Source organism: Streptomyces sp. NPDC094034, assembly GCF_040303865.1.
Lineage (GTDB): Bacteria > Actinomycetota > Actinomycetes > Streptomycetales > Streptomycetaceae > Streptomyces.
Genome location: NZ_JBEOUD010000060.1, coordinates 1 through 17,173, shown reverse-complemented (window position 1 = coordinate 17,173; position 17,173 = coordinate 1). Strand labels below are relative to the sequence as shown.

The following is a 17,173-nucleotide window of genomic DNA, read 5'->3' as shown; positions in this document are numbered from 1 at the left end:
TTCAACTTTCTGGGCGACCCAGTTGCGGGCGGCCTTGACGGGTCGTTATGTTGAACCACCTGGTTCAAAAAATGTTCGAGTGGCGCTCTCAACGGAGTTGGAAAGTGATGTCTCAAGTCAGCGATGACCGCCTCGACCCCGGACTGTTACGGCTCATCGGGGTGACCCTGCTGGGCGGGATCATGGGGATCCTCGACAGCACCATGGTCACCGTCGCGGCCGATACCCTCGCCGACGAGTTCGACACCTCACTGAGCGCCATCAGTTGGGCGACGACCGGCTATCTGCTGGCGCTCACGGTCACCATCCCCATCACGAGCTGGGCGGTCGGCCGGTTCGGGGTCAAGAAGCTCTGGCTGTTCGGACTCGTGCTGTTCCTGGCCGGCTCGCTCGCCTCCGCGCTCGCCTGGAACGTGGGGAGTCTGGTGGCCTTCCGGGTCGTCCAGGGTGTCGGCGCCGGCGTCGTCGACCCGCTGGTCCTCGTGATCCTCGCCCGTGCGGCGGGCCCCAGCAGGGCGGGCCGCGTGATGGGCATGATGGGTGTGGTCCTGTCGCTCGGGCCGGTACTCGGGCCCGTGCTGGGCGGGGTCATGCTCGAATCCATGGGCTGGCGCTCGATGTTCTACATCAACCTGCCCATCGGGATCGTGGCGGTGCTGCTCGCGCTGCGGGTGATCCCGGCCGGTCCGCCCGTCGCGCGCGGGTCCGGGCCCCGTCTCGATGTCGTGGGCGCCCTGCTGCTGGCCCCCGGGTTCGCGGCGGTCCTACTCGCCCTCACACAGGCGGGCGAGCACGCGCGGTTCGCCACGCCCGCCGTGCTCGTCCCGCTGATCCTGGGTGTCGCGCTGCTCGTCGGGTACGTGATCCACGCGCTGCGTATCCGCCGCACCGAACCGCTGATCGACATCCGGCTGTTCAGCAGCCGCGGCTTCGCCGCGAGCGTGACCGTGCAGGGGCTCGTCGGACTGGCCACGTTCGCGGTCCTGTTCGCCCTGCCGCTCTACTACCAGGTGCTGCACGGACACGGCGCCCGCGCGGCCGGACTGCTGGTGGCGCCGCTCGGCCTGGGATCGGCGCTCGCCATGCCGCTCGCCGGACGTCTCAGCGACCGGCTGGGAGCGCGCAATCTGGTACGGGGCGGGGCGGCCGTGGCGGCGCTCGCCTCGGTCGGTCTCACCCGTATCGGCGCGGACAGCGGTGAAGTGTGGTCGGCGCTGGCCGCGTTCGCCGTCGGCCTGGGTCTGGGGGGCGTCGGCGCGCCGACCATGGGGTCGCTGTACCGGACTCTGCCGCCGGAGAAGGTGCCGCAGGGCAGTTCCGTCGTCTACAACCTCAACCAGCTCGGCGGAGCGCTCGGGGTCGCCTGTGTCGCCCTGATCCTGGCGGCGATCGGCAGCGGCGCCGCGGCGGGCGGCGGCACCGGGTTCGATGGATTCCAGGGCGCCTACTGGTTCGTGTTCGCGGTCACCCTGGTGATTCTGGCCGCCGCTCCGCTGCTGCCCGGCCGCCCCGAGACCCCCACCGCGGTGGCGGCCGACGCCCAGGCCGACACGTCGTCCGCCGACGGCTCCGCCATGGCACGCAAATAACGGCCCGCCGGGGAGGTCACGGAACGCGGATCCGAAAGACGCCGAACCGAATACATGGCAGTGAAGGCCGGTCCCGCGCCCTATGCGGGTCCGGCCTTCGGAGTGCCCGCGGCACTCTTCCTCCCTTTCGTTTCCGGCTGATTGCGTTCTGTTCATTCCAGTGATTGCGCGTTCACATTGAGCGGCCTTTGGTCATTCCTTGGACGGCCGCTGCGAGGATCCACAGGAACCGGCACCCGAACCGACATCCGTTCGGTTTCTGAGCCGTCCTGCTACTCCCAGGAGGGGCCTCGCATGAGTGACCAGAAAAATTCGGACCCGGAGTCGCAAGAACCATCCGTCGGTCAGGTCATGGGACCGTTGACCGGATTCTGGCAGACGAAGATTCTGCTTACCGCGACGGAGTCCGATCTCTTCTCCGGACTTTCCGGTTCCCCGGCCACCGCCGAGGAACTGAGCGAACGGCTCGGCTACCGTATGCCGGGAGCCAGTGACTTCTTTCTGGCGCTCGCCGGGCTGGGGCTGCTGCATGCCTCCAAGGACGGTACGTTCCGTAACTCCCCCGCCGCCGAACGGTATCTGGTGCGCGGACGCCCCGACTTCATCGGCGGTTATCTCCAGTTCTGTGAGCGCGAGCTGAACCCCGCCTGGGAAGGTCTCGGCGCGGCCCTGCGCACGGGCACGCCGCAGAATCCCGGCGCGCTGGAGGGCAACCCGTACGAAACCCTCTACCAGGACCGGGAATCGACGGAATCATTCCTGGAGAGCATGGACACGCTCAACACTCCCCTCCATCGACGCCTGGGCGAGATCGACTGGAGCGGCTACAGCTCGTTCGTCGACGTCGGGGGCGCGCGCGGCAATGTCGCGCACCACCTGGCGCTGACGCACCCTCATCTGAGGGGCGTGGTATTCGATCTGCCGCAGCTGGAGGGGAGCTTCACCCGCCACATGGCCGCCCTCGGCGACGACGGAGCGGTCTCGTTCCACGGCGGTGACTTCTTCGCCGGCCCACTGCCCGAGTCCGATGTGCTGATCTTCGGTCATGTGCTCCACAACTGGGGTGTGGACGACCGCCGGACGCTGCTGCGCAAGGCGTACGACGCGGTCAGGCCGGGCGGCGCGGTCATCGTCTACGACCCGATGGTCAGCAACAGCGCGCCGCCGCTCTACGCCACGCTGGCCGCGCTGAGCATGCTCGTATGGTCCGCCGGCGGCGGCGAGTACCCGGTCAGTGACTGCCACGCGTGGCTCAAAGAGGCCGGTTTCCACCCCGAGACGATCGGGCCCGAGGACACACCGGACGACGTTCTGATCATCGGACGCAAGAGCTGAGCACGGGCCGCGGTGGCCGCGGGAGCCCGCCGGGCCGGACAGGACGGGACAGTCAGCGCGTCGATGTCGGCGCGCACCCGGGCGACCGGTGTTCGGCAGCACAGGAGCGTGCTGCCGGTGAGGACATGAGGAGAAGTACATGGACGCTTCCGTCATCGTCGTGGGCGCGGGGCCGGCGGGTCTCATGCTCGCCGGAGAGCTGCGCCTGGCCGGGATCGATGTGGTGGTCCTGGACCGCCTTCCCCGGCGCACCGGGGAGTCCCGGGGCATCGGGCTCACCCCGCGTACCGTGGAAGTCCTCGACCAGCGTGGGCTGTTGCCGCGCTTCGGCGACATCGAGATGAGCGGCCTCGGGCACTTCGGCGGCATTCCCCTGGACTTCGGTGTCCTGGGCGGTGGTGACCGGGCCGCCAGGACCGTACCGCAGTCCGCCACCGAGTCCGTGCTGGAGAGCTGGGCCACCGAACTCGGCGCGGACATCCGTCGTGACCACGAGTTCACCGGACTGACGGACCACGGTGACCGCGTCGAGGCACAGGTGCGCGGGCCCGGCGGCCGGCAGGTGCTCAGCTCCCGTTATCTGGTCGGCTGCGACGGAGGCCGCAGCGCCGTACGAAAGGCGGCGGGCTTCGACTTCCCCGGCACACCGGCCACCACGGAGCTCCTTCTCGCCGATGTCCGGGGCATCGACCTGGCACCGCGCATGGTCGCCGACCGGGTCACCGACGGCATGGTCATGACCGCCCGGCTCGGCGGCGGGGTCCACCGCGTCATCGTCGCAGAACGCGGTGCGCCGCCCCAGCGCAGGACGGGCCCGCCCGCCTTCGCCGAGGTCGCCGACGCCTGGAAACGGCTCACCGGCATCGATATCTCGCACGGCGAGCCCGTATGGCTCAGTGCCTTCGGTGACGCCACCCGCCAGGTCACCGAGTACCGCCGCGGCCGGGTGCTGCTGGCCGGGGACTCCGCCCATATCCATCTCCCGGCCGGCGGGCAGGGCATGAACACCAGCGTCCAGGACTCCGTGAACCTGGGCTGGAAACTCGCGGCCGTACTGCGCGGGACCGTCGGCCCCGCGCTGCTCGACACGTACCACACCGAACGCCACGAGGTCGGCCGCCGGCTGCTCGCCAACACCCGCGCGCAGAGCCTGCTCATCCTCGGCAGCGAGGAGGTGCAGCCGCTGCGCGACCTCCTGACCGAGCTGACGGGGTACGAGGAGGTCGCCCGCCATTTCGCGGCCAAGGCGGCCGGACTGGACATCCGGTACGACGTCGGGAGCGGCACCAATCCGCTGCTGGGGCTGCGGTTGCCGCGGCTGGAGCTGTCGCGGGATACCACCGTCACCTCCAGCACCGAACTGCTCCGGGCCGGCCGGGGTGTGCTGCTCGACCTGGCGGACACCCCCAAGCTGCGGCGGCGCGCGGCCCCATGGGCGGACCGCGTCGACGTGGTCACCGCCGCTGCCCGGGGCGCCGCCTCCCCCGGCGGCGCGCCCGACGGGGCGAGCGCCGTACTGCTGCGCCCCGACGGTCATATCGCCTGGATCGCACCCGGCAGCCACCACGACCTGCCGATGGCCCTGGAGCGCTGGTTCGGCCCCGCCCGCCACCATCGCACCGCGCCCGCGCGCGCCGCCTGACACACCGCGCGGCCTATGACGCAACGCCTTTCACACCCAAGCGCGAAGCCCAAGCGCGAAGCCCAAGCGCACAGTCCTTGCGCACAGTCCACGCACGGGTCCACGCACGGAAAGAGGTTGAGGATGTACAGCACGTTGATCGTCGCCCGGATGGCACCCGGCTCGGCCGGTGAGGTGGCCCGGCTCTTCTCCGCCTTCGACGGTACGGAGATGCCGGATCGGATGGGAACGCGCAGACGCGAGCTCTTCTCGTACCGCGGGCTCTACTTCCATCTGCAGGACTTCGACGGCGAGAACGGCGACGAACGCATCGAACAGGCGAAGGCGGACCCGCGGTTCGTCGGGATCAGCCAGGACCTCAAACCGTTCATCGAGGCATACGACCCGGCGACCTGGCGCTCCCCCGCCGACGCGATGGCGCGGCGCTTCTACCACTGGAGCGCCGAGTGAGTGCCGCCCACGGCCGCCAGGTCGTCGTCACCGGAATCGGTGTCACGGCGCCGGGCGGGCCGGGGACGAAGGGGTTCTGGCAGCTCCTCACCGACGGACGTACGGCCACCCGGCGGATCTCGCTCTTCGATCCCGCTCCCTTCCGTTCCCAGGTCGCCGCGGAGGTGGACTTCGACGCCGAGGCGTGCGGTCTCGGCCCCCAGGAGATCCGGCGCATGGACCGCGCGGCGCAGCTCGCGGTGGTCACGGCGCGCGAGGCGGCGGCCGACAGCGGGCTGGCCTTCCACACACTGGACCCGGGCCGCATGGGGGTGACCATCGGCAGTGCCGTGGGCGCCACCATGGGTCTCGACGAGGAGTACCGGACGGTCAGCGACGGCGGCCGACGGGAGTTGGTCGACCATGAGTACGCCGTACCGCATCTGTACAACTACATGGTCCCCAGCTCCTTCGCCGCCGAGGTGGCCCGCGCGGTGGGCGCCGAGGGCCCGGCCGCCGTCGTCTCCACGGGGTGCACATCGGGGCTGGACGCGGTCGGCTATGCCACCGAGGTCATCAGGGAGGGCGCGGCGGACGTCATGATCGCCGGTGCCACCGAGGCGCCGATCTCGCCGATCACCGTGGCCTGCTTCGACGCGATCAAGGCGACCACGCCGCGCAACGACGATCCCGCGCACGCCTCGCGGCCCTTCGACGCGAGCCGCAACGGCTTCGTCCTCGGCGAGGGCGCCGCCGTCTTCGTCCTGGAGGACGGGGAGAGCGCCCGGCGGCGCGGCGCCCATGTCTACGCGGAGGTGGCCGGTTACGCGACGCGCTCCAACGCCTTCCACATGACCGGACTGCGCCCCGACGGCAAGGAGATGGCGGAGGCGATCCGGGTCGCCATGGCGGAGGCCCGCGTCAACCCGGAGGACATCGACTACATCAACGCGCACGGTTCGGGCACCAAGCAGAACGACCGCCATGAGACCGCGGCCTTCAAGCTGAGCCTGGGCGAGGCGGCGTACCGCACGCCCGTCAGCTCCATCAAGTCCATGATCGGCCACTCGCTCGGCGCCGTCGGTTCCATCGAACTCGCCGCCTGCGCGCTGGCGATGGAGCACCATGTCATTCCGCCCACGGCCAATCTCCACACCCCGGATCCGGAGTGCGATCTGGACTACACACCCCTCACCGCCAGGGAGCGGCGCACGGACACCGTGCTGTCGGTGGGCAGTGGGTTCGGCGGTTTCCAGAGCGCGGTGGTGCTGGCCCGGCCCGACAGGAGAAAACGGTGAACGCCGCCACGGTGGTGACCGGCCTCGGTGTGGCGGCGCCCAACGGGCTGGGGCTGGAGTCCTACTGGTCGGCCGTGCTGGCGGGCCGGGGCGGCATCGGCCGGGTGGCCCGGTTCGACCCCACGTCCTATCCGGCTCAACTGGCGGGTGAGATAGAGGGGTTCGTCGCCGCGGACCATCTGCCCAGCAGATTGCTGCCGCAGACCGACCGGATGACCCGGATCGCGCTGGTCGGCGCCGACTGGGCGCTGGCGGACGCGGGGGTCGTACCGGACACACTGCCCGAGTACGACATGGGTGTGATCACGGCCAGTCATTCCGGCGGCTTCGAGTTCGGCCAGCGGGAGCTACAGGCGCTGTGGAGCAAGGGCGGCCGCTATGTGAGCGCGTACCAGTCCTTCGCGTGGTTCTACGCCGTCAACAGCGGCCAGATCTCGATCCGCAACGGTATGCGCGGCCCCAGCGGGGTCGTCGTCAGCGACCAGGCCGGCGGTCTGGACGCGCTGGCCCAGGCCCGTCGGCAGATCCGCAAGGGCACCCCGCTGATCGTCTCCGGGGCCGTCGACGCCTCGATCTGCCCGTGGGGCTGGGTGGCCCAGCTCGCGAGCGACCGGCTGAGCCACGCGACCGATCCCGCGCGGGCGTACGTGCCCTTCGACGACGGCGCCGCGGGGCACGTGCCGGGAGAGGGCGGAGCGTTGCTTGTCCTGGAGGACGCCGACTACGCCCGCGCCCGCGGGGCACGGCAGATCTACGGCGAGATCGCCGGCCATGCCTCCACCTTCGACCCCGCGCCGGGCAGCGACCGCGGCCCGGGGCTGCGACGGGCCGTCGAACAGGCGCTGTCCGACGCGGGTACGGAGCCCGGCGAGGTGGACGTGGTCTTCGCGGACGCGGCGGCGGTACCCGAACTCGACCGGGTCGAGGCCGAGGCGATCACCAAGGTCTTCGGCCCCCGGGCGGTGCCTGTCACGGCGCCCAAGACCATGACAGGACGGCTGTATTCGGGCGCCGCCCCGCTGGATGTGGCCACCGCCTGCCTGAGCATCAGGGACGGCGTGATCCCGCCGACCACCAACTCCTCGCTCTCCCGCCACTACGACATCGATCTGGTGACCGGGGCGGCGCGCGACACGCCCGTGCGTGCCGCGCTGGTACTCGCGCGCGGCTACGGCGGATTCAACTCCGCGGTGGTGGTGCGGGCACCGCGGGACTGAGCCCGCCGCCCGGAGACCCGAAGACCCTGGAGATCCCGGAGACCCGAAGACCCGGAGAACCCCAAGACCCCAAGACCCGAAGACCCGAAGACCCCAACAAGGCTCCCTCTGCCATGCGTGACGAGGAAGGACCCCTCATGCCCGTTTCCACCTTCACCATCGACGACCTCAAGTCCATCCTGCGCGAGGGCGCCGGCGCCGACGAGGACGTCGACCTCGACGGAGACATTCTCGACGCGGAGTTCGACGCGCTGGGATACGAGTCCCTGGCGATGCTGGAGACCGCCGGCCGTATCGAGCGGGAGTACGGGATCAGCCTCGACGAGGAGATCTTCGCCGACGCCCGCACTCCCCGCGCGCTGATCGCGCTCGTCAACAAGCAGCTCTGAGCCGCTTCCCGGCACCCCGATTCCAGGAGACACACCATGACGCAGGACATGTCCAGGGTCGCGCTCGTGACCGGTGCCACCAGCGGTATCGGACTCGCCGTCACCCGGTTGCTGGCCGGACAGGGCCATCGGGTCTTCGTGTGCGCGCGCACCGAGGACGCCGTGACCCGAACGGTCAAAGAACTCCAGGGCGAGGGTCTGGAGGTGGACGGCAGGGCGGCGGACGTGGGCTCGAAGGAGGACATCCAGGAGCTGGTCCGGGCGGCGGTCGGCCGCTTCGGTCCCATCGACATCCTGGTGAACAACGCGGGCCGCAGTGGCGGCGGGGTCACCGCCGACATCGCCGACGAGCTGTGGTTCGACGTCATCAACACCAACCTGAACAGCGTCTTCCTCGTGACACGTGAGGTGCTGACCACCGGTGGAATGCGTGACAAGCCCCGGGGGCGCATCATCAACATCGCTTCCACGGCCGGCAAACAGGGTGTGGTGCTGGGCGCGCCCTACTCCGCGTCCAAACACGGTGTCGTCGGTTTCACCAAGGCGCTCGGCAATGAGCTGGCACCCACCGGCATCACCGTCAACGCGGTGTGCCCCGGGTATGTGGAAACCCCGATGGCACAGCGGGTGCGCCAGGGCTACGCCGCCGCGTACGAGGCCGGCGAGGAGCAGATCCTGGCGAGGTTCACGGCGAAGATCCCGCTCGGCCGCTACTCCACCGCCGAGGAGGTCGCCGGTCTGGTCGGCTATCTGACCTCCGACACGGCGGCGTCCATCACCGCACAGGCGCTCAATGTCTGTGGCGGTCTGGGCAACTTCTGACCCGGCCCGGCCCCGACAAACCCACCAGTGGCAAGGAGATGAACATGACCGAGCAGGCACCCCGCGAAGTCGAGCACGAGATTACCGTGTCCGCCCCCGCCCCGGAGGTGTACCGCCTCCTCTCGGAGGTGGCGAACTGGCCCAGGATCTTCCCGCCGTCGGTGTATGTCGACTACGTGGAGAAGAACGGTGACGAGGAGCGCATCCGCATCTGGGCCACGGCCAACGGCGAGCCCAAGAACTGGACCTCATTCCGCCGGCTGGACCCGGTGGGCCTGCGTATCACCTTCAGCCAGGAGGTCTCAGCGCCGCCCGTGGCCGAGATGAGCGGTACATGGATCATCGAGCCGCGGGGGACGGAGTGCCGGCTGCGGCTGCTGCACTCCTACCGCGCCATCGATGACGATCCGGCGGGCCTCGCGTGGATCGACGAAGCGGTGGAACGCAACAGCCGTTCCGAACTCGCCGCGCTCAAGGCGAATGTGGAGCTCGCCACCCACTCCGCGGAGCTGACGCTGTCCTTCGAGGACAGCGTGCGGGTCAATGGCTCGGCCAAGGACGCGTACGACTTCGTCAACGAGGCCCAGCTGTGGACCGAGCGGCTGCCGCATGTCTCCCGTGTCTCGCTGACCGAGAAGGAGCCCGGTGTCCAGACCCTGCGTATGGACACGGTGGCGAAGGACGGCTCCACGCACACCACGGAGTCGGTCAGGGTCTGCTTCCCGCACCATGGGATCGCCTACAAGCAGACCACACTGCCCGCCCTGATGACCCTGCACACCGGCTACTGGCGGTTCGACGAGGAGAGTGCCGGTGTCACCACCGTGACCTCCCAGCACACCGTGGTCGTCAACACCGACACCATCACACGGGTCCTCGGACCCGACGCCGGTGTCCCCCAGGCCCGCACCTTCTTGCGCGAGGCGCTGGGCGCCAACAGCCGGGCGACCCTGGGGCACGCCAAGTCCTTCGCGGAAGCGCGGCGCTGAGGGATGGGCGATCCAGCGGACGCCGACGTCCTCGTCGTCGGTGCCGGTCCCGTGGGGCTGCTGCTCGCGGGTGAGGTGAGCGCCGGCGGAGCCAGGGCCGTCGTACTGGAGCAGTTGTCCGAGCCGACCGCCGAGTCCCGCGCCTCGATCCTCCACTCCCGCACCATGGAGATCTTCGCCGAGCGGGGGATCCTCGACCGGCTGGGGGACCTGGCGGCCGGTGGGCGGGGCCATTTCGGCGGGATCCCGCTCGATCTCGCCGAGGCGGACCCCGGGCATCCGTACGCCGGCCAGTGGGAGTGCGTACAGAGCCGTCTCGAACCCGTGCTGGAGGAGTGGGCCACGGAGCGGGGCGCCGAGGTGCGCCGGGGCCATGTGGTCACCGGACTGACGCTCCACCCCGACCGGGTGGAAGTCGTGGCGTTCGGCCCGGACGGCAGGTCACACCGCTTCACGGCCGCCTACCTGGTGGGATGTGACGGGGAGCGGAGCACCGTACGGCAGCTCGCGGGCTTCGAGATGACCGGCGACGACGCGACCCGGGACATGCTCCGGGCCGACGTGCTGGGCATCGACATCCCCGGCCGGCGCCTGAAGAGGTACGCGAACGGCACCGCCACCGCCCACCGACGCGGCGACGGGACCACCCGGCTCATGGTGCACGACCGGACCCGGACCCCCGGGCCGCGCACGCGCGAGCCGGAGTTCGCCGAGGTCGTGGCGGCATGGGCCCGGGTGACGGGCGAGGACATCAGCGGTGGCACGGCGCTCTGGCTCAATGGTTTCGACAACACCCGGCGTCAGGCGCGTGACTATCGCCGGGGCCGGGTCCTGCTGGCGGGGGACGCGGCCCATGTCCAGATGCCTGTCGGCGGACAGGCGCTGAACCTCGGACTCCAGGACGCGGCCGGCCTCGGCCGCGGGCTCGTGGCCCGGATCACCGGCGGGACCGATGACGGAGAGCTGGACGACTACCACACCGAGCGCCACGCCGCGGGCGCCCGCACCCTGACGAACATCCAGGCCCAGGCGCTGCTGCTGTTCGGCGGGCCTGAGGTGGACGGTGTCCGGGAGGTGTGCGGCGAACTCCTCGGTATGGACGTGGTCCGTCGCCACCTCGCCCGAATGATCAGCGGCCTGGACCGGCCGGCACCACCGCCCGCGGCGGACACCACTCGACCCCTTTCAGCACACGGGAGTTCCACCATGGACAGGCTCACGGGCAAGACGGCGCTGGTCACCGGTTCCAGCCGGGGCATCGGACGCGCCACCGCGGTACGGCTGGCCCGCGAAGGCGCCCTGGTCGCCGTGCACTACGCCACCAACGACGACGCGGCGCGGGAAACCGTCGCACTGATCGAGAAGGAGGGCGGCCGGGCCTTTCCGGTCCGCGCCGAGCTCGGCGTCCCCGGCGATGTGCACGAACTCTTCTTCGGCCTGGAGCAGGGGCTGAAGGAGCGGACCGGGGACACCTCGCTCGACATCGTGGTGAACAACGCGGCGGTCACGGGCTCGGACGGGATCAGCCCCGAGGACGTCACCCCGGAACAGCTCGACCAGTACTTCGCGGTGAACGCCAGGGCTCCGTATCTCATCATCCAGCGGGCGCTGCGGAACATGCCCGACGGAGGGCGCGTCATCAACATCTCCTCCGCGCTCACCCGGACCGCGGTTCCCGAGCAGGTGGCCTATTCGATGACCAAGGGCGCCATCGAGCAGATCTCGCTGCACCTGGCGAAGCATCTCGCGCCCCGTGGGATCACCGTCAACAGTGTGGCACCGGGGATCACCGACAACGGCGGGCCGGTCTTCGACATCCCCGAGGCCGTGGCGCAGATGGCGCAGGTCTCCGCCTTCAAACGGGTGGGGGACGCGGGTGATGTCGCCGATGTGGTGACCTTCCTGGCCACCGACGAGGCGCGTTGGATCACCGGTTCGTTCATCGATGCCAGCGGCGGAACGCTCCTCGGCTGACCGGTCCGTACGCACACCGCGAGAGAGGAAGCGAATCAATGACCGCCGACAGCCCCCGTATCACGCTGGTCACCGGCGCCAACAAGGGAATCGGACGCGCCGTCGTCCGGCGCCTCGGCGAGCTGGGCCAACGTGTCTATCTGGGCGCCCGGGACGTGGAGCGCGGCAGGAACGCCGAACGCGAGCTGCGGGCCGAGGGATTCGACGTCCACTTCGTACAACTCGACGTCACGGACGAGTCCTCGGTGGCGCTCGCCGCCAAACGCGTCGAGGAGGAGACGGGCCACCTGGACGCCCTGGTCAACAACGCGGGGACCGGCGCGCCGGTGGGCGCGCCGAGCCGGACGCCGGTGAGTGTGGTGCGGCGCACCTATGAGACCAATGTCTTCGGTGTCATCTCCGTCACCAACGCGATGCTGCCGCTGCTGCGCCGCTCGCGGGCCGCCCGCATCGTCAATGTCAGCAGTGTGGTCGGATCCCTGACCCATGCCGCCGCGCTGGACGACCCCACCGGGGAGTTCCCGAAAGGGACGTACCCGGCCGTGCTGGACTACGGCACCTCGAAGGCCGCGCTCAACGCCGTCACCATCACCTACGCCAACGAGCTGCGCCCGGAGCGGATCCTCGTCAACGCCGTTTCCCCCGGCTTCTGTTCGACCGATCTCAACGGCCATCAGGGGCATCTGACACCGGAGCAGGGGGCGCGTATCCCGGTGCTCCTCGCGACCCTGGGCGACGACGGCCCGACGGCCGTCTTCCTGGGCGAGGACGGCTCCCCCACCGGTCAGCGACTGGCGTGGTGACGGACGCACACCGACGGCGTGGTGACGGGCCGGGGAACATGACAGCGAGCGGTACGGCCAACACCCCCGGCGCGGCGGGCTCCGCGCCGGGGGGTGCCCAGCAGTGGGGCCTGCTGTGCGTCCTGTCGGGCAATATGCTCCTGGACGCCGTCGAGGTGTCCGTGGTGCTGGTGGCCCTGCCCACCATCGGCGAGGCCATGGACATGTCGCTGCCGGCGGTCCAATGGCTGATGAGCGGCTTCGCCCTCGGGTTCGGGGCCCTGCTGCTCCTGGGGAACCGGATCGCCGCGCTGTGCGGCCGTCGTCGCGCGTATCTGGGCGCGATGGCCGTCTTCGCCCTCGCCTCCGTGATCGGCGGGGTGACCGACAGTGAGTCGCTGCTCATCGCCACCCGGGTGGTCAAGGGCTGCTGCGCCGCACTGACCGCCCCCACCGGACTGGCCATCATCAGCACGGCCTTCCGCGACGGACCGCAGCAGCGCAAGGCGGTCTCCGTCTACTCCATGTTCGGCGCCACCGGGTTCACCGCGGGGCTGCTGCTCTCCGCGGCGCTCCTGGAATCGAGCTGGCGCTGGACGCTCCTGTTTCCCGCGCCCCTCGCCCTCGCCCTGCTGGTCTTCGCCACCCGGATGATTCCACACGACTCAGGCGCCGCGGGACGAGCACCGCGGCTGAATCCCGGGCTGCTCCGGGACGGCCGGCTGCTGCGCTCCGCGGTCGGCGCGGCCACCCTCAACGGCACCTATGCCGGACTGCTGCTGCTGATCACCTTTCAGTTGCAGCAGCGCCTTGGCTGGTCTCCCTGGCAGTGTGCGCTGGGGCTGCTTCCGGCGTGTGTGCCCTTGATGGTGACGGTTCCCTTCGCGGGGCGGCTCGTCGCCCGCTGGGGCACCGGCCTGCCGATAGCCCTGGGCGCGCTCGCGCCGTTCCTCGGCTGTGCCGTCTTTCTCTGGCGCGCGCCGACGGAGGCGTACTGGTCGGCGGTCCTGCCGGCACTGGTGCTGGTGGAGGCGGGGTTCGTGCTCTCCTTCGCGGCGCTGAACATACAGGCCACGGCGGGGATCCCGGCCGCCGAGCGGGGTGCGGCGGTGCCCCTCTACCAGACGGGTGTCCAGTTGGGGGGTGTGGTGACGCTTCCCCTGGTCGCGCTGCTGCTGACGGAGTACGAGGGTTATCGGCCCGCCCTGGTACTCGTCACCTCCATCAGCGCGGTGGGGGTGCTGACGGCGTTCACCGTGCCGCGCGCCCGGCTCCACCCTCCGGGACGAGTACCGACGAAGAACACCGGCGAGGAACACCGGCGAGAGTTCGGGAGGAGCGCGGATGAAGGGGAGCGCGGATGAGAGGGAGCGGGAATGAGAGGGAGCGGGAATGAGTGAGCCGAAATCCCTGAAGGGGCCTGATCTCCGGCGTACGGACGTGGCGTCGGTTTTCGTCAGCCAGCGGTATATACGGAGCGAGCAGGAGGCGCTGACCGTACTGGAACAGACCGTCGCGGAGTGGAGCACTGCTCCGTGGCCGGCCGGAATTCTCTCTCTCAGTTGTTTTCTCAGCTCGGAGAAGGACACGGTGCTCAGCTACGCACAGTGCGCCGACGGCGATTCCTATCAGCCGTTCGCGCGCTCGCTGCGGGGGCCGGCCGGGGCGGGTGCGGTCGAATACCGGCCGCGCAGGAGCGTGGTACCGCCCGGTGCGTCCGGCGCTCCTGGATGCGTGATCATCGCGACGTTCGACGTCGACGGCGCCGAGCGGCAGGACCAGGTGATGAACTCGCTGGTCGATGTGCTCGACGTAGCGCCGGCCGAGCAGCCGCCCGGCATGCTCTCCGCGAACTTCCACACCAGCGTGGACGCCTCTCGGGTCCTCAACTACGCGGAGTGGACCTCGGTCGAGGCGCACCTCGCGTTCCTCGACAGCCGGACGCGGGTGAAAACGCTGCGGGCCAGCGGCGATATCCCCGGGATACGGCCCATCGGGTTCAGGCGTTACCACCTCCACCGGAGCATCGACGCGCGCGACGTCGGTTCCGCTGTCCATTCGGCGCGGATCTCCTGACGTCGATTTGACATCTCTCAGGAGAGTTCTGCGGAATCTTGTTCTTTCTCGTCCAACCCTTCATCCAACGCCATGGGAAATGGCCGATGTGCCGCCGAGAATGGAATCCGGCGGCACCTTCGCCTCGTCCCCGACAAGGAGTTGAATATGTCTCAGCGTACTGAAGCCCTGCCGCTGATCGACCGCGCCGATGTCGACGCCGCGCTCGTCGAGGTGATCACCGCCGAGGGCCCCGAGCGGCAGCGCGCGGTGGCCGACGCGATCGCCGCGCACTGGCGGTCCGCCGAGTGGCCCGCCGAGCTGGTGTCCGCCAGCTGCTACACGAGCACGGACGGCAACTCCGTGCTGACCTACGCCCAGTGGCTGTCCCGTGCGGCGCTGCGGGAATCGCTGCGGCGGGAGGGCAGCGTCTCACGCGGGAAGCCGGACTGGGGTGTGGCGGGCGCCCGCTCCCGGGGGGCCGCGCCGTTCCAGCTCTACCGGGTCGTCCGAGGGGGCGCCATCGCCGATCCGGCCCCGGTGCCCGAGTGCTTCCCGGCCGCGGTCTTCCCGATGGCCGGTGTGGAGGCCGGGCGGCAGTGGATCGACGGTCTGCTGGCGGCGGAGGAGAAGGCGGAGGGGGAGGAGCGGGCGTACCCCGGCGCGATCGCCGCCAACTTCCATGTCGGTCTGGACGACGGCAGTGTGCTCGTCCTCTCTGAGTGGGTGTCCGAGAAGGAGGCCGCGGAACACATCGACGAGGTGATCCAGCCGCTGCTTGAGGCGGCGGGCGGCGGCGACGCGGGCGCGCGGTACACCCACCGCCTCACCTTCGCGCGCCCGCTCGGCTGAGTTCCAACGGGCGGGCGTCGGCCGCCCGCACCCGTTGACGAGGCCCGGCCGTTCTCTCGGTACGAGCCGGCACGCCGCGGCGACCTCGCACAGTCACAAGTGGTAACTGCACACTCAGACGGGGGAATTGATGCACTTTTCCATTCTCGGACCAGTGGAGGTACGCGGGGACCGGGGCGCGTGCGAGCCCGCCTCGCCCATGAGCCGTCAGGTGCTCTCACTGCTGCTCGTCCATGCCAACCAGGTGGTTCCGCTGGAGAGTCTGGTGGAGGAGTTGTGGGACGACACTCCCCCGAAGCTCGCGCGGAAGACAGTGCAGACCTACATCTACCACATACGCAAGGCGCTGAGAGAGGGCGCCGGCGGCGGACCGTGGGTGCGGACCGAGCCACGCGGATACCGGATCCGCGTCGGCGCTGGACAGTTGGACCTGTGGCGCTTCCAGGAGCTCTGTGCCCGGGGCCGGGCCGCGCTGGGCGAGGGGCGCCCGGGTCCGGCCTCGGACGCCTTCCGCGAGGCCCTCGCCCTGTGGCGGGGACCTGCCTTCTCGGGCACGGCGACCGGTGCGCTGCTCTCGGCCCAGCAGGCCAGGCTGGAGGATCTCCGGATGGCGGCCCTGGAGCAGCGGATCGAGGCCGACATGCAGCTGGGGATCCATCGCGAACTGCTCAGCGAGCTGAAAGGGCTGACGCTCGACCATCCGCTGAACGAGGTGCTCACCAGCCAGCTCATGCGTGCCGCGGCGCGCTCAGGACACCGGCAGGTGGCCCTCGACGCCTATCAGCGGCTCCGCGCGACGATGGTCGGTGAACTCGGGCTGGAGCCCTCGGTGGAGGTACGGGACCTCCAGCGGGGGGTACTGGAGGACGTCCTTCAGCCCGAGCGCCGGACGGCGGCGGGCGCGGGGCCGGGTTCCGGTTCCGGGTCGAGGTCCGGGTCGGGGTCGGGGTCGGGGTCGGGGTCGGCCCACGAGACGCCACGCGCGGTCGTCCCGGCCGAACTCCCGCCGCGCCCCGCCGACTTCATCGGTCTTACCCGGCAGGTGGCGGCGATCGTCGAGGCGGGCCGCCCGTCCGACGCGACGGCGGGCGCCCTGTCCGCGGTACGCGTCGCCGTGGTGACGGGAGGCGTCGGCACAGGCAAGACCGCGACGGCGGTGGAGGCGTCCCACCAGTTGCGCCGCCACTATCCGGGCGGCCAGCTCTTCGCGACCCTGCACCGCCCCGACGGCACTCCGGTCTCCAGCCGGGACGCCCTGACCTCACTGCTGCTGTCATCGGGCCATCCCGATCGGCGGCTTCCCTCGGCGGTGGAGGACTTGGCCAGACTCTTCCGCAGTTGGACCTCGGAGCGGCGGATGCTGGTGGTCCTCGATGACGCCGCCTCCCCCGAACAGGTGATACCGCTGCTGCCCAGCAGTCCGGACTGCGCGGTGGTCGTCACCTCCCGCTGGCGCCTTGAGGGCCTGCCCGGTGCTGTCACCCGGGTGGAGCTGAAGGGGATGAGCGAGGACGAGGGGGTGGCGCTCCTCGCCGGTGCCGCGGGGGTACGGCGCATCGCCTGGGAGCGCCCCCAGGCGGCGGAGTTGGTCCGGCTGTACGACGGACTGCCGCTGGCGGTGCGGGCGTTGGGGGAACGGCTCGCGGGCCGTACGGATCTGCTCGTGCGCGACCTGCTGTACCGGGCGCGTGACGAGGGCCGGCGGCTAGGGCGTTTCGTTTGGATCAGCTGGTCGTTGGTTCGGGTGTGCCGTTGACTGACGCGCAGTGGGCGCGGATCGAGCCGTTGCTTCCGGATCGG

General features: G+C 70.3%; 15 protein-coding genes. All 15 read left to right on the top strand.

Annotated elements, in window-relative coordinates:
- Positions 1–107: 107 nt before the first annotated feature.
- The 15 genes from ABTZ59_RS33705 (at position 108) to ABTZ59_RS33635 (ending at position 17,129) form a co-directional block, all read left to right on the top strand.
- Complete coding sequence (locus ABTZ59_RS33705; protein WP_351423200.1) at positions 108–1,589, top strand: DHA2 family efflux MFS transporter permease subunit; 1,482 nt, start codon at positions 108–110, stop codon at positions 1,587–1,589.
- Between the two features lie 294 nt (positions 1,590–1,883).
- Positions 1,884–2,924: a methyltransferase gene (locus ABTZ59_RS33700; RefSeq protein ID WP_351423197.1), complete on the top strand. Its 1,041-nt coding sequence runs from the start codon at positions 1,884–1,886 to the stop codon at positions 2,922–2,924.
- Between the two features lie 139 nt (positions 2,925–3,063).
- Entirely contained in the window at positions 3,064–4,566 is a 1,503-nt protein-coding gene (locus ABTZ59_RS33695; RefSeq protein ID WP_351423194.1) for an FAD-dependent monooxygenase, read from the top strand.
- A gap of 123 nt (positions 4,567–4,689) precedes the next feature.
- Complete coding sequence (locus tag ABTZ59_RS33690; protein ID WP_351423189.1) at positions 4,690–5,016, top strand: TcmI family type II polyketide cyclase; 327 nt, start codon at positions 4,690–4,692, stop codon at positions 5,014–5,016.
- On the top strand, positions 5,013–6,293 hold the full coding sequence (locus tag ABTZ59_RS33685) for a beta-ketoacyl-[acyl-carrier-protein] synthase family protein (protein WP_351423185.1): 1,281 nt from the start codon (positions 5,013–5,015) through the stop codon (positions 6,291–6,293). Before ABTZ59_RS33690 ends, ABTZ59_RS33685 begins: the two co-directional genes overlap by 4 nt.
- Complete coding sequence (locus ABTZ59_RS33680) at positions 6,290–7,510, top strand: ketosynthase chain-length factor (RefSeq protein WP_351423182.1); 1,221 nt, start codon at positions 6,290–6,292, stop codon at positions 7,508–7,510. The genes ABTZ59_RS33685 and ABTZ59_RS33680 overlap by 4 nt, the downstream gene beginning before the upstream one ends.
- Before the next feature lie 137 nt (positions 7,511–7,647).
- Positions 7,648–7,899 carry an acyl carrier protein gene (locus ABTZ59_RS33675; protein ID WP_351423179.1) on the top strand — a complete coding sequence of 84 codons (252 nt, stop codon included), beginning with the start codon at positions 7,648–7,650 and terminating at the stop codon, positions 7,897–7,899.
- A gap of 36 nt (positions 7,900–7,935) precedes the next feature.
- Complete coding sequence (gene fabG, locus ABTZ59_RS33670) at positions 7,936–8,721, top strand: 3-oxoacyl-ACP reductase FabG (protein WP_351423176.1); 786 nt, start codon at positions 7,936–7,938, stop codon at positions 8,719–8,721.
- Between the two features lie 44 nt (positions 8,722–8,765).
- Positions 8,766–9,710, top strand: coding sequence for an aromatase/cyclase (locus ABTZ59_RS33665; protein ID WP_351423174.1), 945 nt, complete (start codon positions 8,766–8,768; stop codon positions 9,708–9,710).
- 3 nt (positions 9,711–9,713) lie between these two features.
- Entirely contained in the window at positions 9,714–11,684 is a 1,971-nt protein-coding gene (locus ABTZ59_RS33660; RefSeq protein WP_351423171.1) for an SDR family oxidoreductase, read from the top strand.
- A 38-nt stretch (positions 11,685–11,722) separates the two neighbouring features.
- Positions 11,723–12,487 (top strand): SDR family oxidoreductase, encoded by a 765-nt coding sequence (locus tag ABTZ59_RS33655; protein ID WP_351423168.1) that lies wholly within the window; start codon positions 11,723–11,725, stop codon positions 12,485–12,487.
- A 38-nt stretch (positions 12,488–12,525) separates the two neighbouring features.
- A complete protein-coding gene (locus ABTZ59_RS33650; RefSeq protein ID WP_351423163.1) occupies positions 12,526–13,830 on the top strand; it encodes an MFS transporter in 1,305 nt (434 codons plus the stop codon).
- Positions 13,831–13,858: 28 nt separating this feature from the next.
- Positions 13,859–14,542, top strand: a complete 684-nt coding sequence (locus ABTZ59_RS33645) for a putative quinol monooxygenase (protein WP_351423158.1) — start codon at positions 13,859–13,861, stop codon at positions 14,540–14,542.
- Positions 14,543–14,689: 147 nt separating this feature from the next.
- Positions 14,690–15,373 (top strand): hypothetical protein, encoded by a 684-nt coding sequence (locus ABTZ59_RS33640; protein WP_351423156.1) that lies wholly within the window; start codon positions 14,690–14,692, stop codon positions 15,371–15,373.
- Between the two features lie 130 nt (positions 15,374–15,503).
- On the top strand, positions 15,504–17,129 hold the full coding sequence (locus tag ABTZ59_RS33635; RefSeq protein WP_351423153.1) for an AfsR/SARP family transcriptional regulator: 1,626 nt from the start codon (positions 15,504–15,506) through the stop codon (positions 17,127–17,129).
- The last annotated feature ends 44 nt before the right edge of the window (positions 17,130–17,173 follow it).